Raw genomic sequence first — 20,577 nt, forward strand, 5'->3', positions numbered from 1 at the left:
TCGGCGTTCAGCGGAGGTGCAGGACGTCGCCGGCCGCGAGGGCGCGGGTGGCGGTGGGGGTGGCCACCAGGAGTTGGCCGTCGGCGTCCACGCCGGTCGCGGTGCCGGTCACCTCCTCGCCGCCGGGCAGCAGCACGCGTACCTGCCGGTCGATCGTCGCGCAGGTCGCCAGGTAGGCGTCGCGCAGGCCGCTGGCGACCGCGTCCCCGCCGGCCGCGCGCCACTCGCCGTACCAGTCGGCGACCCCGCGCAGCAGCGCCCGCAGCAGCGGGTCCCGGTCGGTGGCCGCCGCCCCGGCCAGTTGCAGGGAGGTCGCCGGCAGCCCCTTCGGGTTCTCCGGCAGCTCGTCGGCGCGGAGCGTGACGTTGAGGCCGATGCCCAGCACGATCGCGGGCGGCCGGGCCGGCGAGGATCCCGGCACCGCCTCGGCGAGGATGCCGGCGCACTTTGCGCCGCCGACGAGCAGGTCGTTCGGCCACTTCAGGCCCGCGTCCAGCTCGGCCAGCCGGGTCACCGCCTCGACCAGGGCGACGCCGGCGAGCAGCGGCAGCCAGCCGTACCCCGTCTGGGGTGCGGGCGGCCAGCCGCGGTCGGCGACGGCCTCCCCCGGGCGGAGCAGCACGCTGGTGGCGATGCCGGCCCGGGCCGGCGACTGCCAGACCCGACCGCGCCGGCCGCGCCCGGCGGTCTGCCGCTCCGCGACCACCACCAGGCCCTCCGGCTCGCCGGCCCGGGCCGCCTCGGCGACGTCCGCGTTGGTCGAGCCGGTCTCGGCGCGCAGCTCCAGCCGGGCCCAGGGCCCGTGCGGGGCGACCAGCGCCCGCCGCAGCCGCGCCGCCGACAGCGGCGGGCGGTCCAGATCGGTGTACGGCGAGCCCGGCATCCCGTCAGCCTACGGCCGCCCCCGCGCGGCCGACCGGGGGCGTCGCGGTCGGGCTGAGGCGAACTGCACAGCGGCGGCGGCCTGAACCATCGTTATATTCCCAGGGTGACTACCGAGACCGGGATCAACATCCACAGCACCGCGGGCAAGCTGGCCGACCTGGAGCGTCGGGTCGACGAGGCGGTGCACGCCGGGTCGGCGCGCGCGGTCGAGAAGCAGCACGCGAGGGGCAAGAAGACCGCCCGCGAGCGGATCGAGATGCTGCTCGACGAGGGTTCCTTCGTCGAGCTGGACGAGCTGGCCCGGCACCGGTCCACCAACTTCGGCCTGGCGAAGACCCGCCCGTACGGCGACGGCGTCATCACCGGCTACGGCACCATCGACGGCCGGCAGGTCTGCGTCTTCGCCCAGGACTTCACCGTCTTCGGTGGCTCCCTCGGCGAGGTATTCGGCGAGAAGATCGTCAAGGTGATGGACCTGGCGATGAAGATCGGCTGCCCGGTCGTCGGCATCAACGACTCCGGGGGCGCGCGCATCCAGGAGGGCGTCGCCTCGCTCGGCCTCTACGGCGAGATCTTCTTCCGCAACGTACGGGCCAGCGGCGTCATCCCGCAGATCTCCCTGATCATGGGCCCGTGCGCCGGCGGGGCGGTCTACTCCCCGGCGGTCACCGACTTCACCGTGATGGTCGACCAGACCTCGCACATGTTCATCACCGGTCCGGACGTCATCAAGACGGTCACCGGCGAGGACGTGGGGATGGAGGAGCTGGGCGGCGCCCGTACGCACAACTCGCGCAGCGGCAACGCGCACTACCTCGCCACGGACGAGCAGGACGCGATCGACTACGTCAAGGCGCTGCTGTCGTACCTGCCGTCGAACAACCTGGACGAGCCGCCGGTCTTCGACGCCCCGGGCGACCTCGACATCTCCGACGAGGACCGGGAGCTGGACACGCTGATCCCCGACTCGGCGAACCAGCCGTACGACATGCACCGGGTGATCGAGCACGTCCTCGACGACGGCGAGTTCCTGGAGGTCCAGCCGCTCTACGCGCAGAACATCGTCGTCGGCTACGGCCGGGTCGAGGGCCGGCCGGTCGGCGTCGTCGCCAACCAGCCGATGCACTTCGCCGGCACCCTGGACATCGCCGCCTCGGAGAAGGCCGCCCGGTTCGTGCGCACCTGCGACGCGTTCAACATCCCGGTGCTGACCTTCGTGGACGTTCCCGGCTTCCTGCCCGGCACCGGCCAGGAGTGGGACGGCATCATCCGCCGGGGCGCGAAGCTCATCTACGCGTACGCCGAGGCAACCGTCCCCAAGGTCACCGTGATCACCCGCAAGGCGTACGGCGGGGCGTACGACGTGATGGGCTCCAAGCACCTCGGCGCGGACCTGAACTTCGCCTGGCCGACCGCACAGATCGCGGTGATGGGCGCGCAGGGCGCGGTGAACATCCTCTACCGCTCCGAGCTGGCCGCCGCCGAGGACCCGGCAGCCGTGCGGGCCGAGAAGATCGCCGAGTACGAGGACACCCTCGCCAACCCGTACATCGCGGCCGAGCGAGGCTACGTGGACAGCGTCATCCCGCCGCACGAGACGCGTACCCAGATCGTCCGCGCGCTGCGGGTGCTGCGCACCAAGCGCGAGACCCTGCCGCCGAAGAAGCACGGCAACATCCCGCTCTGACCGTCGGGGCCGGGGGTGGGCGCCCACCCACCCCCGGGCGGGTCAGCAGGACGGGTTGGCGGCGGCGCACATGCGCCGCGCGGCCAGCCCGGCGAGGCGGACCAGCTCGGCCTCGGTGGTCGGCTCCAGGATCAGCACGCTCACCAGGTCGCCGACCCGCACCACCACGGTCGCGTCCGGCACGGACGGCTGGCCCGGCGCCTGCCCGTCGACCGGGTCGAGGGTCGCCGAGACCGAGTGGCGCAGCAGGAGCGACTCGTCCCCGGCGAAGTCGCGCCGGGGCGCCTCCCAGCGGTGCACGTCCTCGACGGTGACGGACTCGCCGCCCCACTCGATCGACCGCACCTCCCGCCACTCCCGGCAGACGGCGAGCTGCCCACGCAGCCCCTCGAAGAACCGCGCGGCCCCGTCGCCCCGCAACCGGTGCAGATCCTGGACGACCAGGACGTCGCCGAGCCGCCCCCCGCCGCCGCCGAGGGTCGGCCGCAGCACCGTCTGGGACCGGCTCACCCAGGTCTCCTGCGCCGGCGTACCGTTCTTGCGCTTGTCCGCGCACCGGCGCAGGCCCACGCCCACGTCGACGGTGCCGCCCAGCCCGGCCTCGCTGAGTTGGACGCCCGTCCGCGCCGACAGGTCGTCCCGTTGCAGCAGGGCCGCCGGGGGAATCTCGACCCGGGTCGCCGGCACGGCCGGCTCCGCCGGGGACAGCCCTCGCCGCCCGGACCAGTCCCCGACCGCCACGGCGGAGGCGGAGGCGACGGCGAGCACCGCGACCGCCGCCGCCAGCGCCGTACGCCTGCTGCGCCTGCGGGCCCGGGCGCGGATCTCCGCCGGCTCCGGCCAGCGGACGTCGCGCAGGTCCCGGTGCACCTGCTCGACGAAGGTCGTCTCGTCACGCATCGGCGGCCTCCTCCAGGTCAGAGACGGCGAGCAGCCCGGCGAGCGCGGCGCGCCCCCGGGAGAGTCGGGCCTTGACCGTGCCCACCGGGGCGGCCGTCTGCCGGGCCACCTCGGCGACCGGCATGCCGACCAGGTAGTAGAGGGCGATGGCGGTGCGCTGCTCCTCGGGCAGCCGGCGCAGGGCGGTGACCACCTCGACGGTGGCGGTGTCCGGGCCGGGCACGCTCTCGTTGGCGCCGTGCCGCAGGTAGGCGCGGGCCCGGCTGCGCAGGCTGCGCCACCGGCTGACCGCGATCCGGCTGGCCACCACCCGCACCCACGCCTCCGGCTCCTCGTACGTGCTCACCGTCGACCAGCGCTGCCAGGCCCGGATGTACGCCTCCTGCACGGCGTCCTGCGCCTCGGCGAGGTCGCCGGTGAGCGCGTAGACGAAGCCGAGCAGCCGTTGCCGGCTGCCCCGGTAGAACTCGTCGAACCCGTCGACGTCCGGCACCTGCTACCTCCCCGTGACGGTCGCAGGGGACACGCGCCCGGCGGTGCCGCCGGTTGCCCGGTCAGCCGATCATTTTCGCCAGCCCGGTCACGTCGAACCCGCCGACCGGGGCCCCTGCTGGTCGCGGCCGGCCTGCGGGTGGTGGCGCTCGGTCCGTGCGCGCAGCGCCCGGCGTTCGCGGCCCGGTCAGGGGGTCAGGCCGGCCTCGGTGAGGATCGGGCCGGCGAGCAGCAGCGCGCCTGCACCGAGGGCGACGAGGTTGACCAGGGCGAAGACGGTGACCCAGAAGAACGCGGGCAGCGGGGTGAGGCCGGCGAGCTGGTCGGCGTCGGAGGCGGGCATCCGCCCCCGGGCGCGCAGCCGTTGCAGCTCCACCACCGGCCGCACCCCGCCGAGCAGCAGGAACCACACTCCGGCGTACGCGAACGCCGCCTGCACCTGGGGCTCGGCGTACCAGGAGACGGCGAGCACCACCCCGCCGGTGACCAGCAGCGAGATGACGCCGAAGACGTTGCGGATCATGACCAGCATGGCCAGCAGCAGCACCACGGCGACCCAGAGCAGCAGGGTGATCCGGTTGCCGCCGAGCAGCCACGCGCCGGCCAGCCCGACCAGCGGCGGGGCGACATAGCCGGCGAGCAGGGTGAGGATCATCCCCGGGCCGGTGGGCCGGCCGGCGGAGAGGGTGAGCCCGGAGGTGTCCGAGTGCAGCCGGATGCCGTGCAGGCGGCGGCCGGTGAGCAGGGCGACCAGCGCGTGCCCGCCCTCGTGGGCGATGGTGATGGCGTTGCGCGCGATCCGCCAGGGCAGTCGGGTGCTGACGACCACCAGCGCGACGGCGGCGGTCAGCAGCACCAGAAGGGGCGGGGGGTCCGGCTGCGCCGCGAACAGCTTGTCCCAGAGACCGCCGAGCCCGTCGATCGACACCATGGGGCGCGAGCCTACCGGCCCCGACCTGTGTCGCTGCGACCTCGTCGGCCCGTATCGTGGAAGGCTGATCGGGTGGCGACAGGAGCGGGAGGTGGACGCCGGTGAGCGCGGCACCCCTGGAACCCCACGTCGGCCTGTGGACCGAGGCCGAGTACCTCGCCATGGGCGAGACGCCGAACCGGATCGAGTTGCTCGACGGGAGCCTGATCGTGAGCCCTGCCCCGAGCAAGCGGCACCAGTTGGTGTCGTGGAGCCTGACGAACAGCCTGCGGCTGGCAGCGCTGCCGCAGGGTCTGCTGGTCTTCGAGGCGGTGAACGTCCGGCTCGGTGTCGACCGCATCGTCATCCCCGACGTGGTGGTGGCCGACACCGACGACGAGGGCACCGTGGTCGAGGCGGGCGAGGTCGTCCTCGTCTGCGAGATCGTCTCGCCGGGAAACGCGGCCGCCGACCGGCTGGTCAAGATGCAGCTCTACGCGATCGCCGGGATCCCGTGGTACCTGCTGGTCGAGCAGGACGGCGCCGGCCACTCGCTGCGACTGCACCGGCTCGACGGCACGCACTACGTCGAGGAACGGGTCGCGAAGCCGGGCGAGGAGCTCAGTCTGGCCGAGCCGATCCGCTGGCGCGTCGATCCGGCCACGCTGCGCTGAGGCGACGCGACGCACCCGGCATGGTGGTCGGCTTCCACCGTTCCTGAAGATTTCCTTAGCTCCCCTTGCCATTCGGGGCACTTACCTCCAAAGATGAACGTCTATTAAGTCCGGCGTCCTTGGAGGCATCCATGACCCGTACCGGAACATCCCTGCGGCGGCTGCTGGCCGCCACCCTCGCGGCCCTGGCCACCGCGGCGGCGGGGCTCGTCGCGACCGCGACCCCGGCGTCCGCGGCCACCACCCCCGGCATCGACGTGTCCCACTACCAGGGCGCCATCAACTGGACCAGCGTCCGCAACGCGGGCATCCAGTTCGCCTTCATCAAGGCGACCGAGGGCACCAGCTACAAGGACCCGAGGTTCAACACGAACTACGTGGCCGCCTACAACGCCGGCGTCATCCGGGGGGCGTACCACTTCGCCCGGCCCAACATCTCCTCCGGGGCGGTCCAGGCGAACTACCTGGCGTCCAACGGCGGCGCCTGGTCCGCCGACAGCCGCACCCTCCCTGCTGCGCTGGACCTCGAAGCCAACCCGTACGCCGGGGGCTACTGCTACGGCCTGAGCACGACCGGGATGCGGAACTGGGTCCAGGACTTCCTCAACACCTACCGCTCCCGCACCGGCCGCTACGCGGTCATCTACACCACCACGAGCTGGTGGAACCAGTGCACCGGCAGTTGGACCGCCCCGTGGGCCAACCACCCGCTCTGGGTCGCCCGTTGGTCGAGCACGGTCGGCACGCTGCCGGCCGGGGCCCCGTTCTGGAGCTTCTGGCAGTACACCGACCGCGGCAGCGTCGCGGGGATCAGCGGCGCCGTCGACCGCAACTACTGGAACGGTGACCGGACCCGGCTGATCGCGCTGGCCAACAACACCTGAGCCGCCAGACGCCTGGGGAGGCGGTTGGCGGCAGCGGGACCGGTTGTCACCGTACGGTCGACAACTGGTCCGGCTGCCGCCAACGCCGCGTCTCGCTCGCGTCAGGCCCGCCGTCGGGCCGCCACGGGGACGGTCGCCGCGTCCTCGCGGGCGAGCGCGCCCCGCCTGGCGAAGCGCCGGACGCCCACCCCGGCGAGGGTGACGGTGACGACGCTGAGCAGCGCGAACAGCACCGGCAGACCGGCAGCGGCGAGCAGCAGGACGATGTCGCCGAGCGCCACGAGCATCCACAGTGCCACTCGGGGCCGGGCGTCCCTGAGTCGGTAACCCATGTCGTACCCTCCCTTCCGTCGTGACGGTCAGATACCCCGTACGGCGGAAGGTCATGCGAGTCGATCTCGCAACGGGCGCGAATCCCGCGGGTCAGTCCTTGCGGTCGGGCACGAAGCCCTTGGCGATCCGGTCGAAGTCGGCCAGCTTGGCCTGCCAGTCCTTCGCGGCGACCTCCCAGCGCAGGGCGTAGCCACGATTCCTGGCCGTCACGAAGCCCCGGTTGCGGACGTGGATCCGGGTGCCGTCGCGGGTCTCCAGCCACTCCCAGTCCGCGCAGGTCTTGAAGTAGTCGCAGCGCTCGATGCTCAGGTACTGGTAGTTGTTGACGCGGCTCTTGCGACCCGGCTCCTGCTCTTTCCAGTCGGCGTACGCGTCGTCCTCCGGGCTGCTGGTCCACTGGACGAGCAGCTCGCCCGGCCCGTTGGACTGGTCGAAGACGACCGTGCTGCCGTCCACCTGTCGGCGCACCCAGCCCTCCGGCAGCGGCAGCGCGAAGCCGGCCGGGTCCTTGTGCAGCTTCCAGCCCGCCGGCAGCGCGTCCGGCGTCGGGGAGGGGGTGGCCGAGGGCGTCGGGCTCGGCGCGGCACTCGTGGGCGGGGCCGGCGCGGAGGACTGCGGCTGCCCCTGCGTGGTCGCGGCGCCGGTCGGGTCGGCCTGCGGGGTGCCGCCGCCGTCCCCGCCGTCGCCGCCGGACAGCATCGGCACGATCACCACGAGGCCGAGCAGCAGCAGCGCGACCAGCACGCCGATCAAAATGTTGCGGCGGGTGTTGTCGGGCTTCGTACCCTCGGACGGGACGACCGTCGCCCGGCCGGACGGCGGGCTCACCGGCGCGGGCATCACCGAGGTGGGATTCGCCGGGCGCCCGGGCGCGGGCTGCGCCGGCTCGGCCTTCGTGTCGTCGAGCGCCGGCTTCGGCGGGTCGACCTTCGCCGTCGGGGCGTTGTCCGAGGTGGACGGTCCGACCTTCGCGGTCGGCGCGAGGTCCGATGAGGCCGCCGCGGTCGCGTCCTCGGCCGCCGCCGCACCGGCCCCGGCCGCCGCCTGCGGCGCGCGGGGCGCCGGCGGGCTGACCGGCCTGTCGGACGCGCCCTCGGCCGGTCGCGGCGCCGGCACCAGCGGCGGGCGCGGCTCCCGCGGACCGTTCGGCCCCGGCCGGCGTACGCCGTCGAGCAGCGGGATGGTGCGCGTGCGCTTGCCACCCGCGCGGCGCAGCAGCTTCTCCGCCACCTCGGCGGTGATCCGCTCCTTGGGGTCCTTGCGCAGCAGGCCGTTGAGCACCGGCTTGAGCGGCCCGGCGTTCTTCGGCGGCGGCATCGGCTCGGTGGCGAGCGCCGCCAGGGTGGCGATCGCCGACGGCCGCGCGTACGGCGACTTGCCCTCGACCGCCGCGTAGAGGGTGGCGCCCAGCGACCAGAGGTCGGCCTCCGGCCCGGCGGTGCCCTCGCGGGCCCGCTCCGGCGAGATGTACGCGGGCGAGCCCAGCACCATGCCGGTGCGCGTCACGTTCGGGTCGCCGGGAATCGTGGCGAGGCCGAAATCGGTCAGCACCACCCGGCCGTCGTCGCCGAGCAGCACGTTGCCGGGCTTGACGTCGCGGTGCATCACGCCGGCCTTGTGCGCCGACTTCAGCGCGGCCAGCACGCCCAGGCCGATCTCCACGGCGCGCGCGGGCGTCACCGGACCGTCCTCGGCGAGGGTGTCCTGCAACGACTTCGACGGCACGTACTCCATGACGATCCACGGGTCGCCGTCGGTGCGCAGCACGTCGAAGATGCGGACCACGTTGATGTGGTTGAGCCGGGCGATGGCCCGGGCCTCACGCAGCGAGCGTTCCCGCATCTCGCGGCGCTCCTCGTCGGTGAGGCTGGGCGGCGGAACGAGTTCCTTGATCGCCACGTCCCGGTGCAGCACCTCGTCGCGCGCCTTCCACACCCGACCCATGCCGCCCTGACCGAGCGGCGAAAGGAGCCGGTATCGGTCAGCGACGAGTTGGGGCAGCGCGTTCGACATCGCCCAGACGGTACCCGGAGCCGGCGACGCTCACACCGCCGGCACGCCACTGTGCGGTTCAGGTCAACATCTCCGGCGCGTACGCTGGCGCCATGTCTGCCGAAGAGCCGCTGTTCCGGGTCGTCCGCGGGGTCCCCACCGCCGAGGAACTGGCCGCGCTGGTGGGCGCGATCGTCGTACGGTCCCGCCCGGTCGCCGCGCCCCCTCCGGTCGCCGCGTCCGCCTGGGCGCGCTCCGGCCGGCCCGCCGCAGCGGCGACCGCCGGCCCCGGCGCCTGGCGGGCGTCCGGCCTGCCCCGCTGACCATTTCCGTACGGATCACCGCAGCTCGGCGCCCCTGCACGCGCGCGGGGCGGCCGCTGGTGCCGGGGCGGGGCTGCCGACGGGCCCGGGGAACCATTAATCTCACTCAGGGAAACGGCGCAGTGACGGGTAGGGAGGGCCGATGATCCCCGAGGAGGACGGTCCAGCGTCCTGGCTCCGCGGCTACGGCGGCATCGAGGCGGACATCCGCCAGCTCCGCGAGTTCGCCGACAAGCTCCAGGCCGAGGTGGAACGCAACTACGCCCCGCACCTGTCGTACATCGCCGAGGACATGACCGCACCAGTGCCCAACCCGGCCGACGCGTTCATCGAGCTGGTCAACTTCCTGCGCGCGCACCACGAGACCCAGCAGGCCACCGCCGACATGGTCTGGGGCGTCCGCGACGCCACCGGCCACCTGGCCGTCGCCGCCGGCACCGTCGCCACCAACTACACCGGGTCCGACGCCTTCGCCTCCGCGCGGGTGACCGACGTCGAGCGGGCCCTCGCCAACCCGGCCGCCGCAGCGCCCCGCGGCGCGGCGCCGGTGCTGCCCGATCCCACCGGGCCGGAGGCCGTGCCGGGGCAGGGGCAGAGGCCGGTGGTGCTGCCGTGATCGAGCGGGGCACCGGCGGCCGCACGTCCGCCCTCACCGACTGGCGGCTGATGGACGTCGCCAACATGTGGGCCTGCCTCCAGGACCACGACACCACCAACCACTGGAAGCAGGTCGCCGGCTGGCGCAAGGTCTGCGACCTCTCCCGCGCCCACCTGAGCCGCCTCCAGGAATACCGCCGAGGGCTGGCGGAGGCATGGCCCCCGGGAACCAACGAGGCCGCCCGGGCCTACATCCGCGAGCTGGACGAGCTGATCGAGAAGGTGCAGCGCACGCACGACGCCGCGAGCGCCAACTACACCGTGCTCTCCGCCGCCACGCAGGCGATCGGCGCCACCCGCGAGGAGCTCAAGAAGATCTACGAGGCGTACGCCGTCAAGGTCCAGGAGAAGCAGACATACGAGGCGACGCTCGCCGACCCGAAGGCGGCCATGGGCAGCCGGGTCCCCGACCGCCCGGTCACGGACGCCGACCTGGAACGACTCAACGTCCAGGCGCGCGGCATCATGTACGGCCTCAGCGGCGAACTCCAACACGCCCAAGTAATGCTCCGTCAGCCGCCACCTATCAGGCCACCACGGCCCGGGATTGACCCTGGATCCGGAGACGTATACGGCGGCGGGATCGCACCCACTATTCCACCGATCGTCCCGCTACCGGTGACAACGTCAACCGGTACACCATCGCTTAGCCGAACGTCCGGACCTGTTCGAGCCGTCCAAGCCCCCACCGCGCCGGGAATGGGTCCCGTTCTGGGCGGTGTCGGCTCTGGTCTGACACCGGCGCCCGCCAGCCCCGGACTGCCACCGACTACGCCGCCCGCACCGCCGAATCCCTATCCAGGCGGCGCAGGGATTCCTCCGTTGTCCACAGGGGTTAGTCGACCCAGCGCAACAACGCCGCAACATGGCACCTTGGGCCGACCCATCTCCAACGGCACTGGCAACCAAGCCCACCAGGTGCAACCACCTTCAGGCCGGCCTATGCCATCTAGTGGCATGATCGGAGCGCCCGGAACGGGGTTCGGTCACCCCGGGACGGTTAACAATCAACCGCGGCGGGTGAATCCAATCGGGGGCGTGATCGGCGGCGGCGGCGCGGGCACCGCACCGACAGGCGGAGCAGGCTCCCGACCTGGTGGAGGCCGGGGTTTCGGGGGGAATCACGGCATGCCCCCAATCGGCGGCACTCCGCACGGGGGTGCGGTAGGAATAGGCAGCCCGAACGGTACATCTGCGCGGGGCGGACGACGTAGGGATACCGAGGAACCACGTCGCTGGGATCCGGACCACCCATGGGAGACAGATCAGGGAGTTCCCCCAGTCGTAGGCCCACCTGACGAGGAGGGACCAATCGACCCAGGGCCGGCCATCGGCTTCAACAGGTGAAGCTTCGTGCAGCTCTCGGCACGCTAACGCTAAGTGTGGCTATGTCAGCCTATCCTGCCGCAGGAAACGTCATTTCGGATCGCCCACAGCAGCCACACGGTGTCGACCGCATCCGAGGCGACCAGTGGCACCTGCGCTATCTGAAGGTAGACCAGGCGCATCAAGTAACTCGCGGAGAGGGTGTCATCGTCGCCGTACCAGACACCGGCGTTGATCCGCATCCCGACCTCCACAAGAATTTGCTCGTGGGGACAGACGTCATCCCTGGTGGAAGCGGCAGCGGTCAACAGGACCGGAATGGACACGGCACCGGAATGGCAGGGTTGATCGCCGCGCACGGTCGGTCCTCAAATGCAGGTGCGCTTGGCATCGCCCCTAAAGCTAAAATTCTTCCGATCATGTCGTCTTCGGCCAACAATCTTGGCGACGCCGACGATTTGGCCTTAGGAATAGAGTTCGCGGTCTCCAAAGGCGCAGATGTGATCAGCATATCCAGTGGAGGCGACACAAGCCCTCGCCTTACGCAGGCGGTCAAAAAAGCGCTTGCGCTCGACGTTGTAGTCGTTGCCGGATCAGGTAACATCCCGACTGACAGGACCGTTGCATACCCCGCCCGGGAGCCTGGGGTGATTGCGGTTGGCGGCATAGACCAAGCCGGACGGCATGCACCGATATCGGTAACAGGCACGGAAGTTGACCTCACTGCTCCGGCGGTCGATATTTACAGCACGAGCATTGACGGCAAATATCGAAAAGGCACGGGGACCTCGGACTCCACTGCCATCGTCGCGGGGGCGGCAGCGTTGATTCGGTCCAAGTATCCGTACCTGCCTGCCTCCGAGGTGGCGCACAGGCTCACCGCCACCGCGATCGACAAGGGCGCGCCGGGGCGGGACGACGAGTACGGCCACGGTGTCATCGACCTGGTGGCGGCGTTGACGGCTGACGTACCGCCGCTGGGTTTCGGTTCCGCGACGGCGAGCGCCCCCGCCGCCTCGACCACGACGGCGGTAGCGGAGCCGGCGGGCGACGGGGACGGCGGGGCGACGACCCGCGGCCTGGTCACCCTCGGCGTGATCGTGGCTGCCGGTGGCGCGTGGACTTTCATCGCCCGTCGGCGGCGTCGTGGCGACGACCCGCCGCCCCGCATCAGTCGCTGAGCAACTCGACCGACGGAGACGGGCGGGCAAGGGTGGACACGTCCCACCCGAGACGTCGTCGTCCCGGTCAGCCGGTAACGTCGGCGCCGTGCCGAAATCCATGCCGCTCCGCCTCGTGCTCGCCTCGGCGAGCCCCGCCCGCCGCAAGATTCTCCAAGCCGCCGGGGTCGAACCGGACGTGCTGGTCAGCGGCGTAGACGAGTCCCTCGTGGTCACCGAGCGGGCCGAGGAACTCTGTCTGGAACTGGCCCGGATGAAGGCTCAGGCGGTACTCACCCGGCTGCGGCCGATCGACGACCAGCGGACGTTGGTGATCGGGTGCGACTCGGTGTTGGCCTTCGACGGGGAGATCCTCGGCAAGCCGGCCGACGCGGCGGACGCCACCCGGCGCTGGGAGCGGATGCGCGGGCGCAGCGGCGTGCTGCACAGCGGGCACTGCCTGATCGACGTCGAGGCGGGGCGGCGGGCCGAGGCGGTCGCCTCCACCGTCGTGCACTTCGCCGACGTCAGCGACGACGAGATCGCCACGTACGTGGGTACCGGCGAGCCGCTGGCCGTGGCGGGCGCCTTCACGATCGACGGGCTGGGCGGGCCGTTCGTGCAGCGGATCGAGGGTGATCCGAGCACGGTCATCGGGCTCTCCCTGCCGATGCTGCGTCGCCTTCTCGCCGAGCTGGACCTGCGGATCACCGATCTGTGGACGAAGGTCGCGCCCGGCAACCAGACGGTCGAGCCGCTCGGCTAGCGTCCGTTCATGACCACCAAGTCGATCCCGCTCACGTCGGAGCTGCACGCGTACCTGGTCGCGCACGGTGCGCCGCCGGACGAGATCATGCGGGACCTGGCCGAGGAGACGCGCGCGGCCCTGCCGAACGACGCGCAGATGCAGGTCGCGCCGGAGCAGGCCGCCTTCCTGACCTTCCTCACCCGGCTGCTCGGGGTGCGGCAGGCCGTCGAGGTGGGCACGTTCACGGGCCTCTCGTCGCTGGCGATCGCGCGCGGGCTGCCGGAGGGCGGGCGGCTGACCTGCTTCGACATCTCGGAGGAGTTCACCGGCATCGCCCGGCGGTACTGGGCCCGCGCCAGCGTGGACGACCGGATCGAGCTGCGCATCGGCCCGGCCGGAGACACGCTGCGCGAGCTGCCCCACGAGCGCTACCTGGACTTCGCGTTCATCGACGCCGACAAGACCGGCTACCCGATCTACTGGGCGGAGCTGGTGCCCCGGATGCGTCCCGGCGGGATGATCGCGGTCGACAACGTGTTGCGCGGTGGCCGGGTCATCGCCCCGCAGAACGCCGACGACCGGGCCATCGCGGCGTTCAACGACGAGGTGCTCGCCGACGTCCGGGTCGACGCGGTGATGCTCCCGATCGCCGACGGCCTGACCCTGGCCCGGGTGCACTGACCACCCACCGCAGAGCACAGCCCTACGCGGTCTTGGTACGCAACGGCCCCCGGAAGGGCGGTTCCGTACCAAGATCCAAGGGAGGCGTACCAAGGTCCGGGGCGGCGTATCGGGGTTCGAGGGAGGCGCCGGTCGGGGTCAGGCGGGGGCCGGGGACCGGACCTCGGCGGGAGCCGGGCGCAGGGCGCGGCCCAGGCGGGCGGCGAGCAGCGCGGCCGCCGCGATGAAGCCGGGCAGCAGCAGGAAGGCCAGGTGCGGTCCGACGCCGTCGGCCACCCAGCCGAGCGCGACCGGCGCGATCCCGAAGCCGACCCCCATCGAGTACGAAGCCCAGCCGGCCGCCCGGTCCGCGGCCGGCCCGGCGACGGCGAGCGCGATCGAGATCGCCAGCGGATAGTGCAGGGCGTTGCCGAGGCCGAGGACGACCAGGCCGGTGACGGCGAGCCAGCCGACCGGCGCGATCCAGAAGATCGCGAACCCGGCCAGCGACACGCCCAGCGCGGCCAGCAGCAGCGGCACGGGCCGGTACCGCAGGGCGAACCGGCCCCCGACGAGCCGGCCCACGAACATCCCGCAGACGATCGCGGCGACGGCGGCCGAGGCGGTGCCGGCCACCATCCCGGCGTGCGAGCGGAGCACGTCGGCCGTCCAGAGCGACAGGCAGACCTCGATCGAGCCGGTGACCGCCATGAGCACCCAGGCGATCCAGTACGCCGCCGGCAGCCGCCGGCTCGACCGGTGGGCGTCGGAAGGCGCGCCCGCGCCCGTGACCGAGCCGAGGCCGGCAGTCGCGCCGCCGCCCCTGGCCGAGCCGAGCTCGGCGGCGGCGGGGACCGTCGGGCCGTCGGCGGGGACCGTCGGACCGGCAGCGGCAGGGACCGTCAGGTCGGCGGCGGCGGGGGCCGTCGGGCCGGCGGCGGGCCGGGCGCTGGCCGGCGGGGTACCGGGAGCCGCGGCAGCGGGGGCGGGCCGCGGCAGGCGTACGCGGAAGGTCAGGGCGGCGAGCGCGACCAGCGCGATCAGGCCGATCTCGACGGCCATCGCCGGTCGCCAGCCCCACCCGGCGTCCACGCTGGCGCCGATGACCAGCGGGGCGAGGATGCCGGCACCGGCACAGACGGCATTGGCCTCGGTCAGCGCGGCCGGCGCGCCCACGCCGTGCCTGTCGGTGAGCACCACGGACACGCCGCTGATCACCAGCATGCCGAAGGTGGCGATCACCGCGACGGCGGTGATCGTGGCGGGCAGGGCGCGGACGAGGCCCAGGGCGGCGACGCCGGCCGCCACGCCCGCCAGCCCGGTCCAGATCGCCCGACCCCGGCCGAGCCGGCGGGCCAGGGGCGCGAAGAGCGCCCCGCCGGCCAGCGCGCCCACGGCGATGCCGGTGCTGTGCAGGCCGGCGACGGCGGCCGAGGTGCCCTGTTCGTCACGCAGCAGCGGCACGACCGGGCCGAAGCCGTAGAGGAAGAAGCCCCACAGCCCGAGCTGGGCGTAGGTCAGCCAGGTGAGCCGGTCACGGGTGAGGCGGGGCACCGGCCACACGCTACAAGCGTCGGGCCCGCGCCCCGCCCCTGGTGAGAGGCAACTCTCCCCGCCGCCAGGAAGGGAGCGCTCCGCTCAGCGGACGCTGCGGGCGAACTGCCGGGCGGCCCAGACGACGCCGGCGGCGGCGAGGATCGCGATGATGCCGAGGCCCTGCCAGACCCTGTCGTCGCCGAGGTCGCCGGCGAAGAGGGCCCGGGTGCCGTCGACCGCCCAGGAGAACGGGTTCCACTCGGCGATGCCCTGGAGCCAGCCCGGCGCGAAGGTCAGCGGCAGCAGGATGCCGGAGAGCAGCAGCACGGGCTGCGCCACGGTGTTCATCAGCGGGGCCAGCGCGTCCTCGCTCTTGACCTTGAGCGCGATGCCGTAGGAGACGGCCGAGGTCATCAGCGCGATCAGGGCGAGCATGAGGTACGCCAGCAGCAGGTCGCCGAGGGAGACGCGCAGGTCGAACAGGAGCGCGAGCAGGGTGATGATGACCGCCTGCACGATGAGCGACACCACGTCGCGCAGCGAGCGGCCGAGCAGCAGGGCGAGGCGGCTGACCGGGGTGACCCGGGAGCGTTCGATGACCCCGGCGCGCAGCTCGGCGATCAGGCCGAAGCCCTGGAACAGGCCACCGAAGATGGCCAGCAGCACCAGCAGGCCCGGTACGAAGATCTTGTAGGCCTCCGCCTGGGTGGGCGCGTTCAGCGCCGGCTTGAGCAGCGGGGCGAAGAGCAGCAGGTACATCACCGGCTGGAAGACGCCGACGAAGACCCAGACGGGGTTGCGCAGCAGCAGTTGGAGCTGGCGCTGGAAGATCAGCCAGGTGTCACGGGCGAGTTTCATGAGGTCTCTCCGGTCTCCGGATCAGGACTCGCGCAGCGAGCGGCCGGTCTTGGTGAGGAAGACGTCGTCGAGGCTGGGCCGGTGCAGCTCGATGGAGTCGAGCCCGAGGCCGGCGGTGTCGACGCGACGCAGGATCTGCGGGATGGCGGTCGCCCCCTCGTCGACGTAGAGCCGCAGCCCGCCCTCCTCGACGGTCTCCAGCTTGTTGACGTAGGGCTCGCCGTCGAGCAGCTGCGCGGCCTGCGGGGTGGCCGCGGCGGCCAGCCCGACCAGCACGACGTCGCCGGAGATCTCGCGCTTCAGGTCGGCCGGGGTGCCCTCCGCGACCACCTCGCCGTGATCCGTGATCGCGATCCGGTCGCAGAGCGCGTCGGCCTCCTCCAGGTAGTGGGTGGTGATGAAGACGGTCATGCCGTCGGACCGCAGCCGGCGGATCTCGTCCCACATGTGCGCCCGGCTCTGCGGGTCGAGGCCCGTCGTCGGCTCGTCCAGGAAGACGATCCTCGGCTCGTGGATGATGCCGAGGGCGATCTCCACCCGCCGCCGCTGACCGCCGGAGTAGGTCTTGCACTTGCGGTCGGCGTACTCGGTGAGCTGGAAGGCGTCGAGGGCGCGGGCGGCCCGCCGGAGCGCGTCGGCCTTGCCGATGCCGTACATCCGGGCGTGCAGGACGAGTTCCTCCCGGGCGGTGGACTCGTCCCAGGTGCTGCCGCCCTGGGCGACGTAGCCGATGCGGCGACGCACCTCGGCCGGGTCCCGGCGCAGGTCGGCCCCGGCGACGGTGGCCTCGCCGCCGTCCGGCTCGATCAGCGTGGCCAGCATCCGCAGGGTGGTGGTCTTGCCGGCGCCGTTGGGGCCGAGGAAACCGAAGATCTCCCCCTCGGCGACCTCGAGGTCGACGCCGCGCACCGCGTCGACGGTCTTCGTCTGGCGACCCTCCCGGGAGCGGAACGACTTCCGCAGCCCTCTGGTCTCGATCATCTCTGCTCCTGGTCGTCCGGGCCGGTGCCACCGGCCACCTGTCTGTCCCTCGGAGACGAGGCCGGACGGCAGGCTCCCCCGTGGCGTCCCGGGCAGGCTAACGCGATATAGCTCTTATGGTCAACGTTGATTATTCTTCCACCGACGGTCCCGGCGACGGCCGGGGCGGCAGCCGCTCCTCCCAGCCCTCCCACCCGTGCGCCCGCTCCATCCCCTCGGGCAGGTACGACACCCCCGACTCGATCCGTTCCGCGATCCGCTCGCACCAGGAGATCTCCGCCTCGGAGCGGGCCGTCCAGAGCTCGAACATCCACCCCACGTGCACCGGCTTGGTCTCACGCATCCAGCCAGAACTCAACGACGTACGCATCCACTCGACACCGGCGCGCAGCAGGTTCGCCCGGTTGCGCAGGGCAGCCGCCGCCTCCTCGCGCGGCATCGCGGGCAGGAAGGAGAACGCCGCCGCGAACGGGTCCGGCGGCTCGTGCAGCTGCCACCACAGGCCGCGCAGCAGCGACTCGAACTCCTCCTCCCCCTTCGGGGTGACCTCGTACGTGGTGCGGGCCGGACGGGCGCCCACCTGCTCGGTGGCCACCTCGCGCAACAGCCCTTCCTGCGTCAGCTTGCGCAGGGCGTGGTAGATCGATCCGGGCTGCACGTTCGCCCACTTGTCGGCGCTCCAACTGAGCAGCTCGCGGCGCACGTCGTAGCCGTGCACGGGCTGCATCCAGCGCACCAGGCCCAGGATCATCATTCGCGTGGCAGACACCGGACGAGCGTAATAAGCAAATTTGACTAGGGCGCGGGGAACAGTGCGGCATCCCACACTGAGCGATCGTTAGGGCCGCCACGGTGGCCGATACACTCCCGGTCAGTGACCCTCCGGGAGGAGCCAGCAAGGTGCGCAAGGTACTCATCGCCAACCGCGGCGAGATCGCCGTCCGCGTCATCCGCGCCTGTCGCGACGCCGGCCTCGGCAGCGTCGCCGTCTACGCGGACTCCGACCGGGACGCCCTGCACGCCACGCTGGCCGACGAGGCGTACGCGCTCGGCGGGGACACCGCCGCCGAGACGTACCTGCGGATCGACAAGCTGCTGGAGGTCGCCGCGAAGGCCGATGCCGACGCGGTCCACCCCGGCTACGGCTTCCTCTCCGAGAACGCCGACTTCGCCCAGGCCGTCATCGACGCCGGGCTGACCTGGATCGGCCCCACCCCGCAGGCGATCCGGGACCTCGGCGACAAGGTCACCGCCCGGCACATCGCCCAGCGCGCCGGCGCGCCCCTGGTGCCCGGCACCCCCGACCCGGTCGGCAGCCCCGACGAGGTGATGGCGTTCGCCGTCGACCACGGCCTGCCGGTCGCCATCAAGGCCGCCTTCGGCGGCGGCGGGCGCGGGCTCAAGGTGGCCCGGACCATGGAGGAGATCCCGCACCTGTTCGAGTCGGCCACCCGCGAGGCGGTCGCCGCGTTCGGCCGGGGCGAGTGCTTCGTCGAGCGCTACCTGGACCAGCCCCGCCACGTCGAGGCGCAGGTGCTGGCCGACCGGCACGGCAACGTGATCGTGGTCGGCACGCGGGACTGCTCGCTCCAGCGCCGGCACCAGAAGCTGGTCGAGGAGGCCCCCGCGCCGTTCCTCACCGACGCGCAGCGCGCCCAGATCCACGACAGCGCCAAGGCGATCTGCCGGGAGGCCGGCTACCACGGCGCCGGCACAGTGGAATACCTGGTCGGCGCCGACGGCACCATCTCCTTCCTGGAGGTCAACACGCGCCTCCAGGTCGAGCACCCGGTCACCGAGGAGACCGCCGGCATCGACCTGGTCCGCGAGCAGTTCCGGATCGCCGACGGCGAGAAGCTGCGGTTCACCGAGGACCCGACGCCGCGCGGGCACTCCATCGAGTTCCGGATCAACGGCGAGGACCCGGGCCGCAGCTTCCTGCCCGCCCCCGGCACGGTCACGGCGCTGCGGCTGCCCTCCGGTCCCGGCGTCCGGGTGGACACCGGCATCTCCGCCGGCGACGTGATCGGCGGCAACTTCGACTCGCTGCTGGCCAAGGTGATCGTCAGCGGCGAGACGCGTACCGAGGCGCTGGAGCGCGCCCGCCGCGCCCTGGACGAGATGGTCGTCGAGGGCATGGCCACCGCGCTGCCGTTCCACCGGCTGGTGGTCCGCGACGAGGCCTTCACCGCCGAGCCGTTCACCGTGCACACCCGGTGGATCGAGACCGAGTTCGACAACACCGTCCCGCCGTTCACCGCCGCCGCCGGCCCCGCCGACGCGCCGGCCGAGCGCGAGACCGTCGTGGTCGAGGTCGGCGGCAAGCGGCTGGAGGTCAGCCTCCCGGCCGGCCTCGGCGGGGGTACGGCCGCCGCGCCCGCCGCACGCAAGCCGGTCCGCCGGGGCGGCGGGGCCAAGGCCGGCGTCGCGGTCAGCGGCGACGCGCTCACCTCCCCGATGCAGGGCACCATCGTCAAGATCGCGGTCGCCGACGGCGACACCGTCGCCGAGGGTGACCTGGTCGTGGTGCTGGAGGCGATGAAGATGGAGCAGCCGCTGCACGCCCACAAGGCGGGCACGGTCAGCGGCCTCGCGGCCGAGGTCGGCGCCGTCATCACCGCCGGCGCGGCGATCTGCACGATCGCCTGACCCTGCCCGGTCGGCGCGGGGGTCAGCGCAGCTCGGTGGCGGCGACCGCGCGGACGGCGACGGTCAGCGCGTCCAGCGTGGTCGAGTCCACCCGCCAGTGCTGCCAGTACAGCGGCCGGTCCAGGTGGCGCCCGGCGCCGAGGTCGACGCAGCGGCCGGCCGCGATGTCGGCACGGGCGAACCGCTCGGGGACCATCCCCCAGCCCAACCCCAGCCGCACGGCCTCGTTGAAGCCGTCGAAGGACGGCACGTAGTGGACGGGCGGGTCGATCCGTCGCCGGGTCACGGTGCGGGCGAACCTCTGCTGGAGCTGGTCCTTGCGGTCGAAGGCCAGCACCGGCGCCGTCGCGAGGGCCGCCTCGGTGAGACCGTCGGGAAAGTGGCGGGCCGCGAACTCGGTCCGGGCCAGCGCGACGTACCGCATGGCGCCCAGCCGCTCCACCCGGCAGCCCTGGACGGCCTCGCGCTGGGCGGTCACCGCCGCCATCGCGGTGCCGTCGCGGATCAGCTCCGCCGTGTGGTCCTCGTCGTCGCGGCGTACGTCGAACAGGAGCGCCAGCTCGGCGGGCAGCCGCGCCAGCGCGCCGACGAACCAGGTGCCGAGCGAGTCCCCGTTCGCCACGACGGTCACCCGGGTGGGGGCGGCACCGCCCGTCGTCGGCGGGCGCGCGGCGTCCAGCGCCTCCCGCTCCAGCAGGGCCACCTGCCCGGCCAGCCGCAGCAGCGGCCGGCCCGCGTCGGTGGCCCGGCACGGCTTCGTCCGGCGGACCAGCACCTGCCCGACGGCCTGCTCCAACGCCTTCATCCGTTGGCTGACGGCCGACGGCGTGACGTGCAGGGCGTGCGCGGCCGCCTCGAAGCTGCCCTCGCGGACCACCGCGGCGAACGTCCGGAGCTGCGTGGTGTCGAGCATGATGAAGCC

20 protein-coding genes are annotated in these 20,577 nt (G+C 72.6%); 9 read left to right on the forward strand and 11 right to left on the reverse strand.

Translation table 11 applies throughout. The annotated features are described in order from the left end of the window. Positions 1-7 precede the first annotated feature (7 nt). Positions 8-883, reverse strand: a complete 876-nt coding sequence (locus ACSNN9_RS01115; RefSeq protein WP_436670742.1) for a biotin--[acetyl-CoA-carboxylase] ligase — start codon at positions 881-883, stop codon at positions 8-10. A gap of 105 nt (positions 884-988) precedes the next feature. On the opposite strand from ACSNN9_RS01115, the gene ACSNN9_RS01120 reads away from it, so the two are divergent. Further along, a complete protein-coding gene (locus ACSNN9_RS01120) occupies positions 989-2,572 on the forward strand; it encodes an acyl-CoA carboxylase subunit beta (protein ID WP_436670743.1) in 1,584 nt (527 codons plus the stop codon). A 42-nt stretch (positions 2,573-2,614) separates the two neighbouring features. On the opposite strand, the gene ACSNN9_RS01125 is transcribed toward ACSNN9_RS01120, so the two are convergent. The 3 genes from ACSNN9_RS01125 to ACSNN9_RS01135 form a co-directional block, all read right to left on the reverse strand. Continuing rightward, positions 2,615-3,472 (reverse strand): hypothetical protein, encoded by an 858-nt coding sequence (locus ACSNN9_RS01125; protein WP_436670744.1) that lies wholly within the window; start codon positions 3,470-3,472, stop codon positions 2,615-2,617. Beyond that, on the reverse strand, positions 3,465-3,965 hold the full coding sequence (locus tag ACSNN9_RS01130) for a SigE family RNA polymerase sigma factor (protein WP_357083360.1): 501 nt from the start codon (positions 3,963-3,965) through the stop codon (positions 3,465-3,467). Before ACSNN9_RS01130 ends, ACSNN9_RS01125 begins: the two co-directional genes overlap by 8 nt. A 186-nt stretch (positions 3,966-4,151) precedes the next feature. Further along, positions 4,152-4,895 (reverse strand): M50 family metallopeptidase, encoded by a 744-nt coding sequence (locus ACSNN9_RS01135; RefSeq protein ID WP_436670745.1) that lies wholly within the window; start codon positions 4,893-4,895, stop codon positions 4,152-4,154. A gap of 101 nt (positions 4,896-4,996) precedes the next feature. Between ACSNN9_RS01135 and ACSNN9_RS01140 the strand changes: the two genes are divergently transcribed. Together ACSNN9_RS01140 and ACSNN9_RS01145 are read left to right on the forward strand one after the other, a co-directional pair. Further along, complete coding sequence (locus ACSNN9_RS01140) at positions 4,997-5,548, forward strand: Uma2 family endonuclease (RefSeq protein ID WP_436670746.1); 552 nt, start codon at positions 4,997-4,999, stop codon at positions 5,546-5,548. A gap of 131 nt (positions 5,549-5,679) precedes the next feature. Further along, a complete protein-coding gene (locus ACSNN9_RS01145) occupies positions 5,680-6,432 on the forward strand; it encodes a GH25 family lysozyme (RefSeq protein WP_436670747.1) in 753 nt (250 codons plus the stop codon). 101 nt (positions 6,433-6,533) lie between these two features. Here ACSNN9_RS01145 and ACSNN9_RS01150 read toward each other — a convergent pair whose 3' ends face one another. Both ACSNN9_RS01150 and ACSNN9_RS01155 read right to left on the reverse strand, forming a co-directional pair. Beyond that, entirely contained in the window at positions 6,534-6,764 is a 231-nt protein-coding gene (locus tag ACSNN9_RS01150) for a hypothetical protein (protein ID WP_436670748.1), read from the reverse strand. Positions 6,765-6,855: 91 nt separating this feature from the next. Further along, positions 6,856-8,778 (reverse strand): protein kinase domain-containing protein, encoded by a 1,923-nt coding sequence (locus ACSNN9_RS01155; protein ID WP_436670749.1) that lies wholly within the window; start codon positions 8,776-8,778, stop codon positions 6,856-6,858. Positions 8,779-8,870: 92 nt separating this feature from the next. On the opposite strand from ACSNN9_RS01155, the gene ACSNN9_RS01160 reads away from it, so the two are divergent. The 5 genes from ACSNN9_RS01160 to ACSNN9_RS01180 all read left to right on the forward strand — a co-directional run bounded on the left by ACSNN9_RS01160 (position 8,871) and on the right by ACSNN9_RS01180 (position 13,652). Beyond that, the gene (locus ACSNN9_RS01160; RefSeq protein WP_436670750.1) at positions 8,871-9,080 is read left to right on the forward strand and encodes an acyl-CoA carboxylase subunit epsilon; all 210 of its coding nucleotides are present in this window, start codon (positions 8,871-8,873) and stop codon (positions 9,078-9,080) included. Between the two features lie 142 nt (positions 9,081-9,222). Continuing rightward, a complete protein-coding gene (locus tag ACSNN9_RS01165; RefSeq protein ID WP_436670751.1) occupies positions 9,223-9,696 on the forward strand; it encodes a hypothetical protein in 474 nt (157 codons plus the stop codon). Between the two features lie 1,429 nt (positions 9,697-11,125). After that, the gene (gene mycP / locus ACSNN9_RS01170; RefSeq protein ID WP_436670780.1) at positions 11,126-12,244 is read left to right on the forward strand and encodes a type VII secretion-associated serine protease mycosin; all 1,119 of its coding nucleotides are present in this window, start codon (positions 11,126-11,128) and stop codon (positions 12,242-12,244) included. Between the two features lie 88 nt (positions 12,245-12,332). After that, entirely contained in the window at positions 12,333-12,989 is a 657-nt protein-coding gene (locus ACSNN9_RS01175; protein WP_436670752.1) for a Maf family protein, read from the forward strand. A gap of 9 nt (positions 12,990-12,998) precedes the next feature. Beyond that, positions 12,999-13,652 (forward strand): O-methyltransferase, encoded by a 654-nt coding sequence (locus ACSNN9_RS01180; RefSeq protein WP_436670753.1) that lies wholly within the window; start codon positions 12,999-13,001, stop codon positions 13,650-13,652. 138 nt (positions 13,653-13,790) lie between these two features. Here ACSNN9_RS01180 and ACSNN9_RS01185 read toward each other — a convergent pair whose 3' ends face one another. The 4 genes from ACSNN9_RS01185 to ACSNN9_RS01200 form a co-directional block, all read right to left on the reverse strand. After that, entirely contained in the window at positions 13,791-15,185 is a 1,395-nt protein-coding gene (locus ACSNN9_RS01185) for an MFS transporter (RefSeq protein WP_436670754.1), read from the reverse strand. Positions 15,186-15,269: 84 nt separating this feature from the next. Continuing rightward, positions 15,270-16,025 carry an ABC transporter permease gene (locus tag ACSNN9_RS01190; RefSeq protein ID WP_436670755.1) on the reverse strand — a complete coding sequence of 252 codons (756 nt, stop codon included), beginning with the start codon at positions 16,023-16,025 and terminating at the stop codon, positions 15,270-15,272. Between the two features lie 21 nt (positions 16,026-16,046). After that, positions 16,047-17,006, reverse strand: coding sequence for an ATP-binding cassette domain-containing protein (locus ACSNN9_RS01195; protein WP_436670756.1), 960 nt, complete (start codon positions 17,004-17,006; stop codon positions 16,047-16,049). A gap of 130 nt (positions 17,007-17,136) precedes the next feature. Then, positions 17,137-17,760 (reverse strand): PadR family transcriptional regulator, encoded by a 624-nt coding sequence (locus ACSNN9_RS01200; RefSeq protein WP_436670781.1) that lies wholly within the window; start codon positions 17,758-17,760, stop codon positions 17,137-17,139. 146 nt (positions 17,761-17,906) lie between these two features. Here ACSNN9_RS01200 and ACSNN9_RS01205 point away from each other — a divergent pair, with 146 nt between their 5' ends. Then, positions 17,907-19,655, forward strand: a complete 1,749-nt coding sequence (locus ACSNN9_RS01205; RefSeq protein ID WP_436670757.1) for an acetyl/propionyl/methylcrotonyl-CoA carboxylase subunit alpha — start codon at positions 17,907-17,909, stop codon at positions 19,653-19,655. 22 nt (positions 19,656-19,677) lie between these two features. Here the strand turns inward: ACSNN9_RS01205 and ACSNN9_RS01210 are convergent, their stop codons facing one another. Continuing rightward, on the reverse strand, positions 19,678-20,568 hold the full coding sequence (locus ACSNN9_RS01210) for a LysR family transcriptional regulator ArgP (RefSeq protein WP_436670782.1): 891 nt from the start codon (positions 20,566-20,568) through the stop codon (positions 19,678-19,680). Positions 20,569-20,577 lie beyond the last annotated feature (9 nt).

Origin of the sequence: Micromonospora sp. URMC 107 (genome assembly GCF_051386315.1) — a bacterium.
Classification (GTDB): Bacteria; Actinomycetota; Actinomycetes; order Mycobacteriales; family Micromonosporaceae; genus Micromonospora.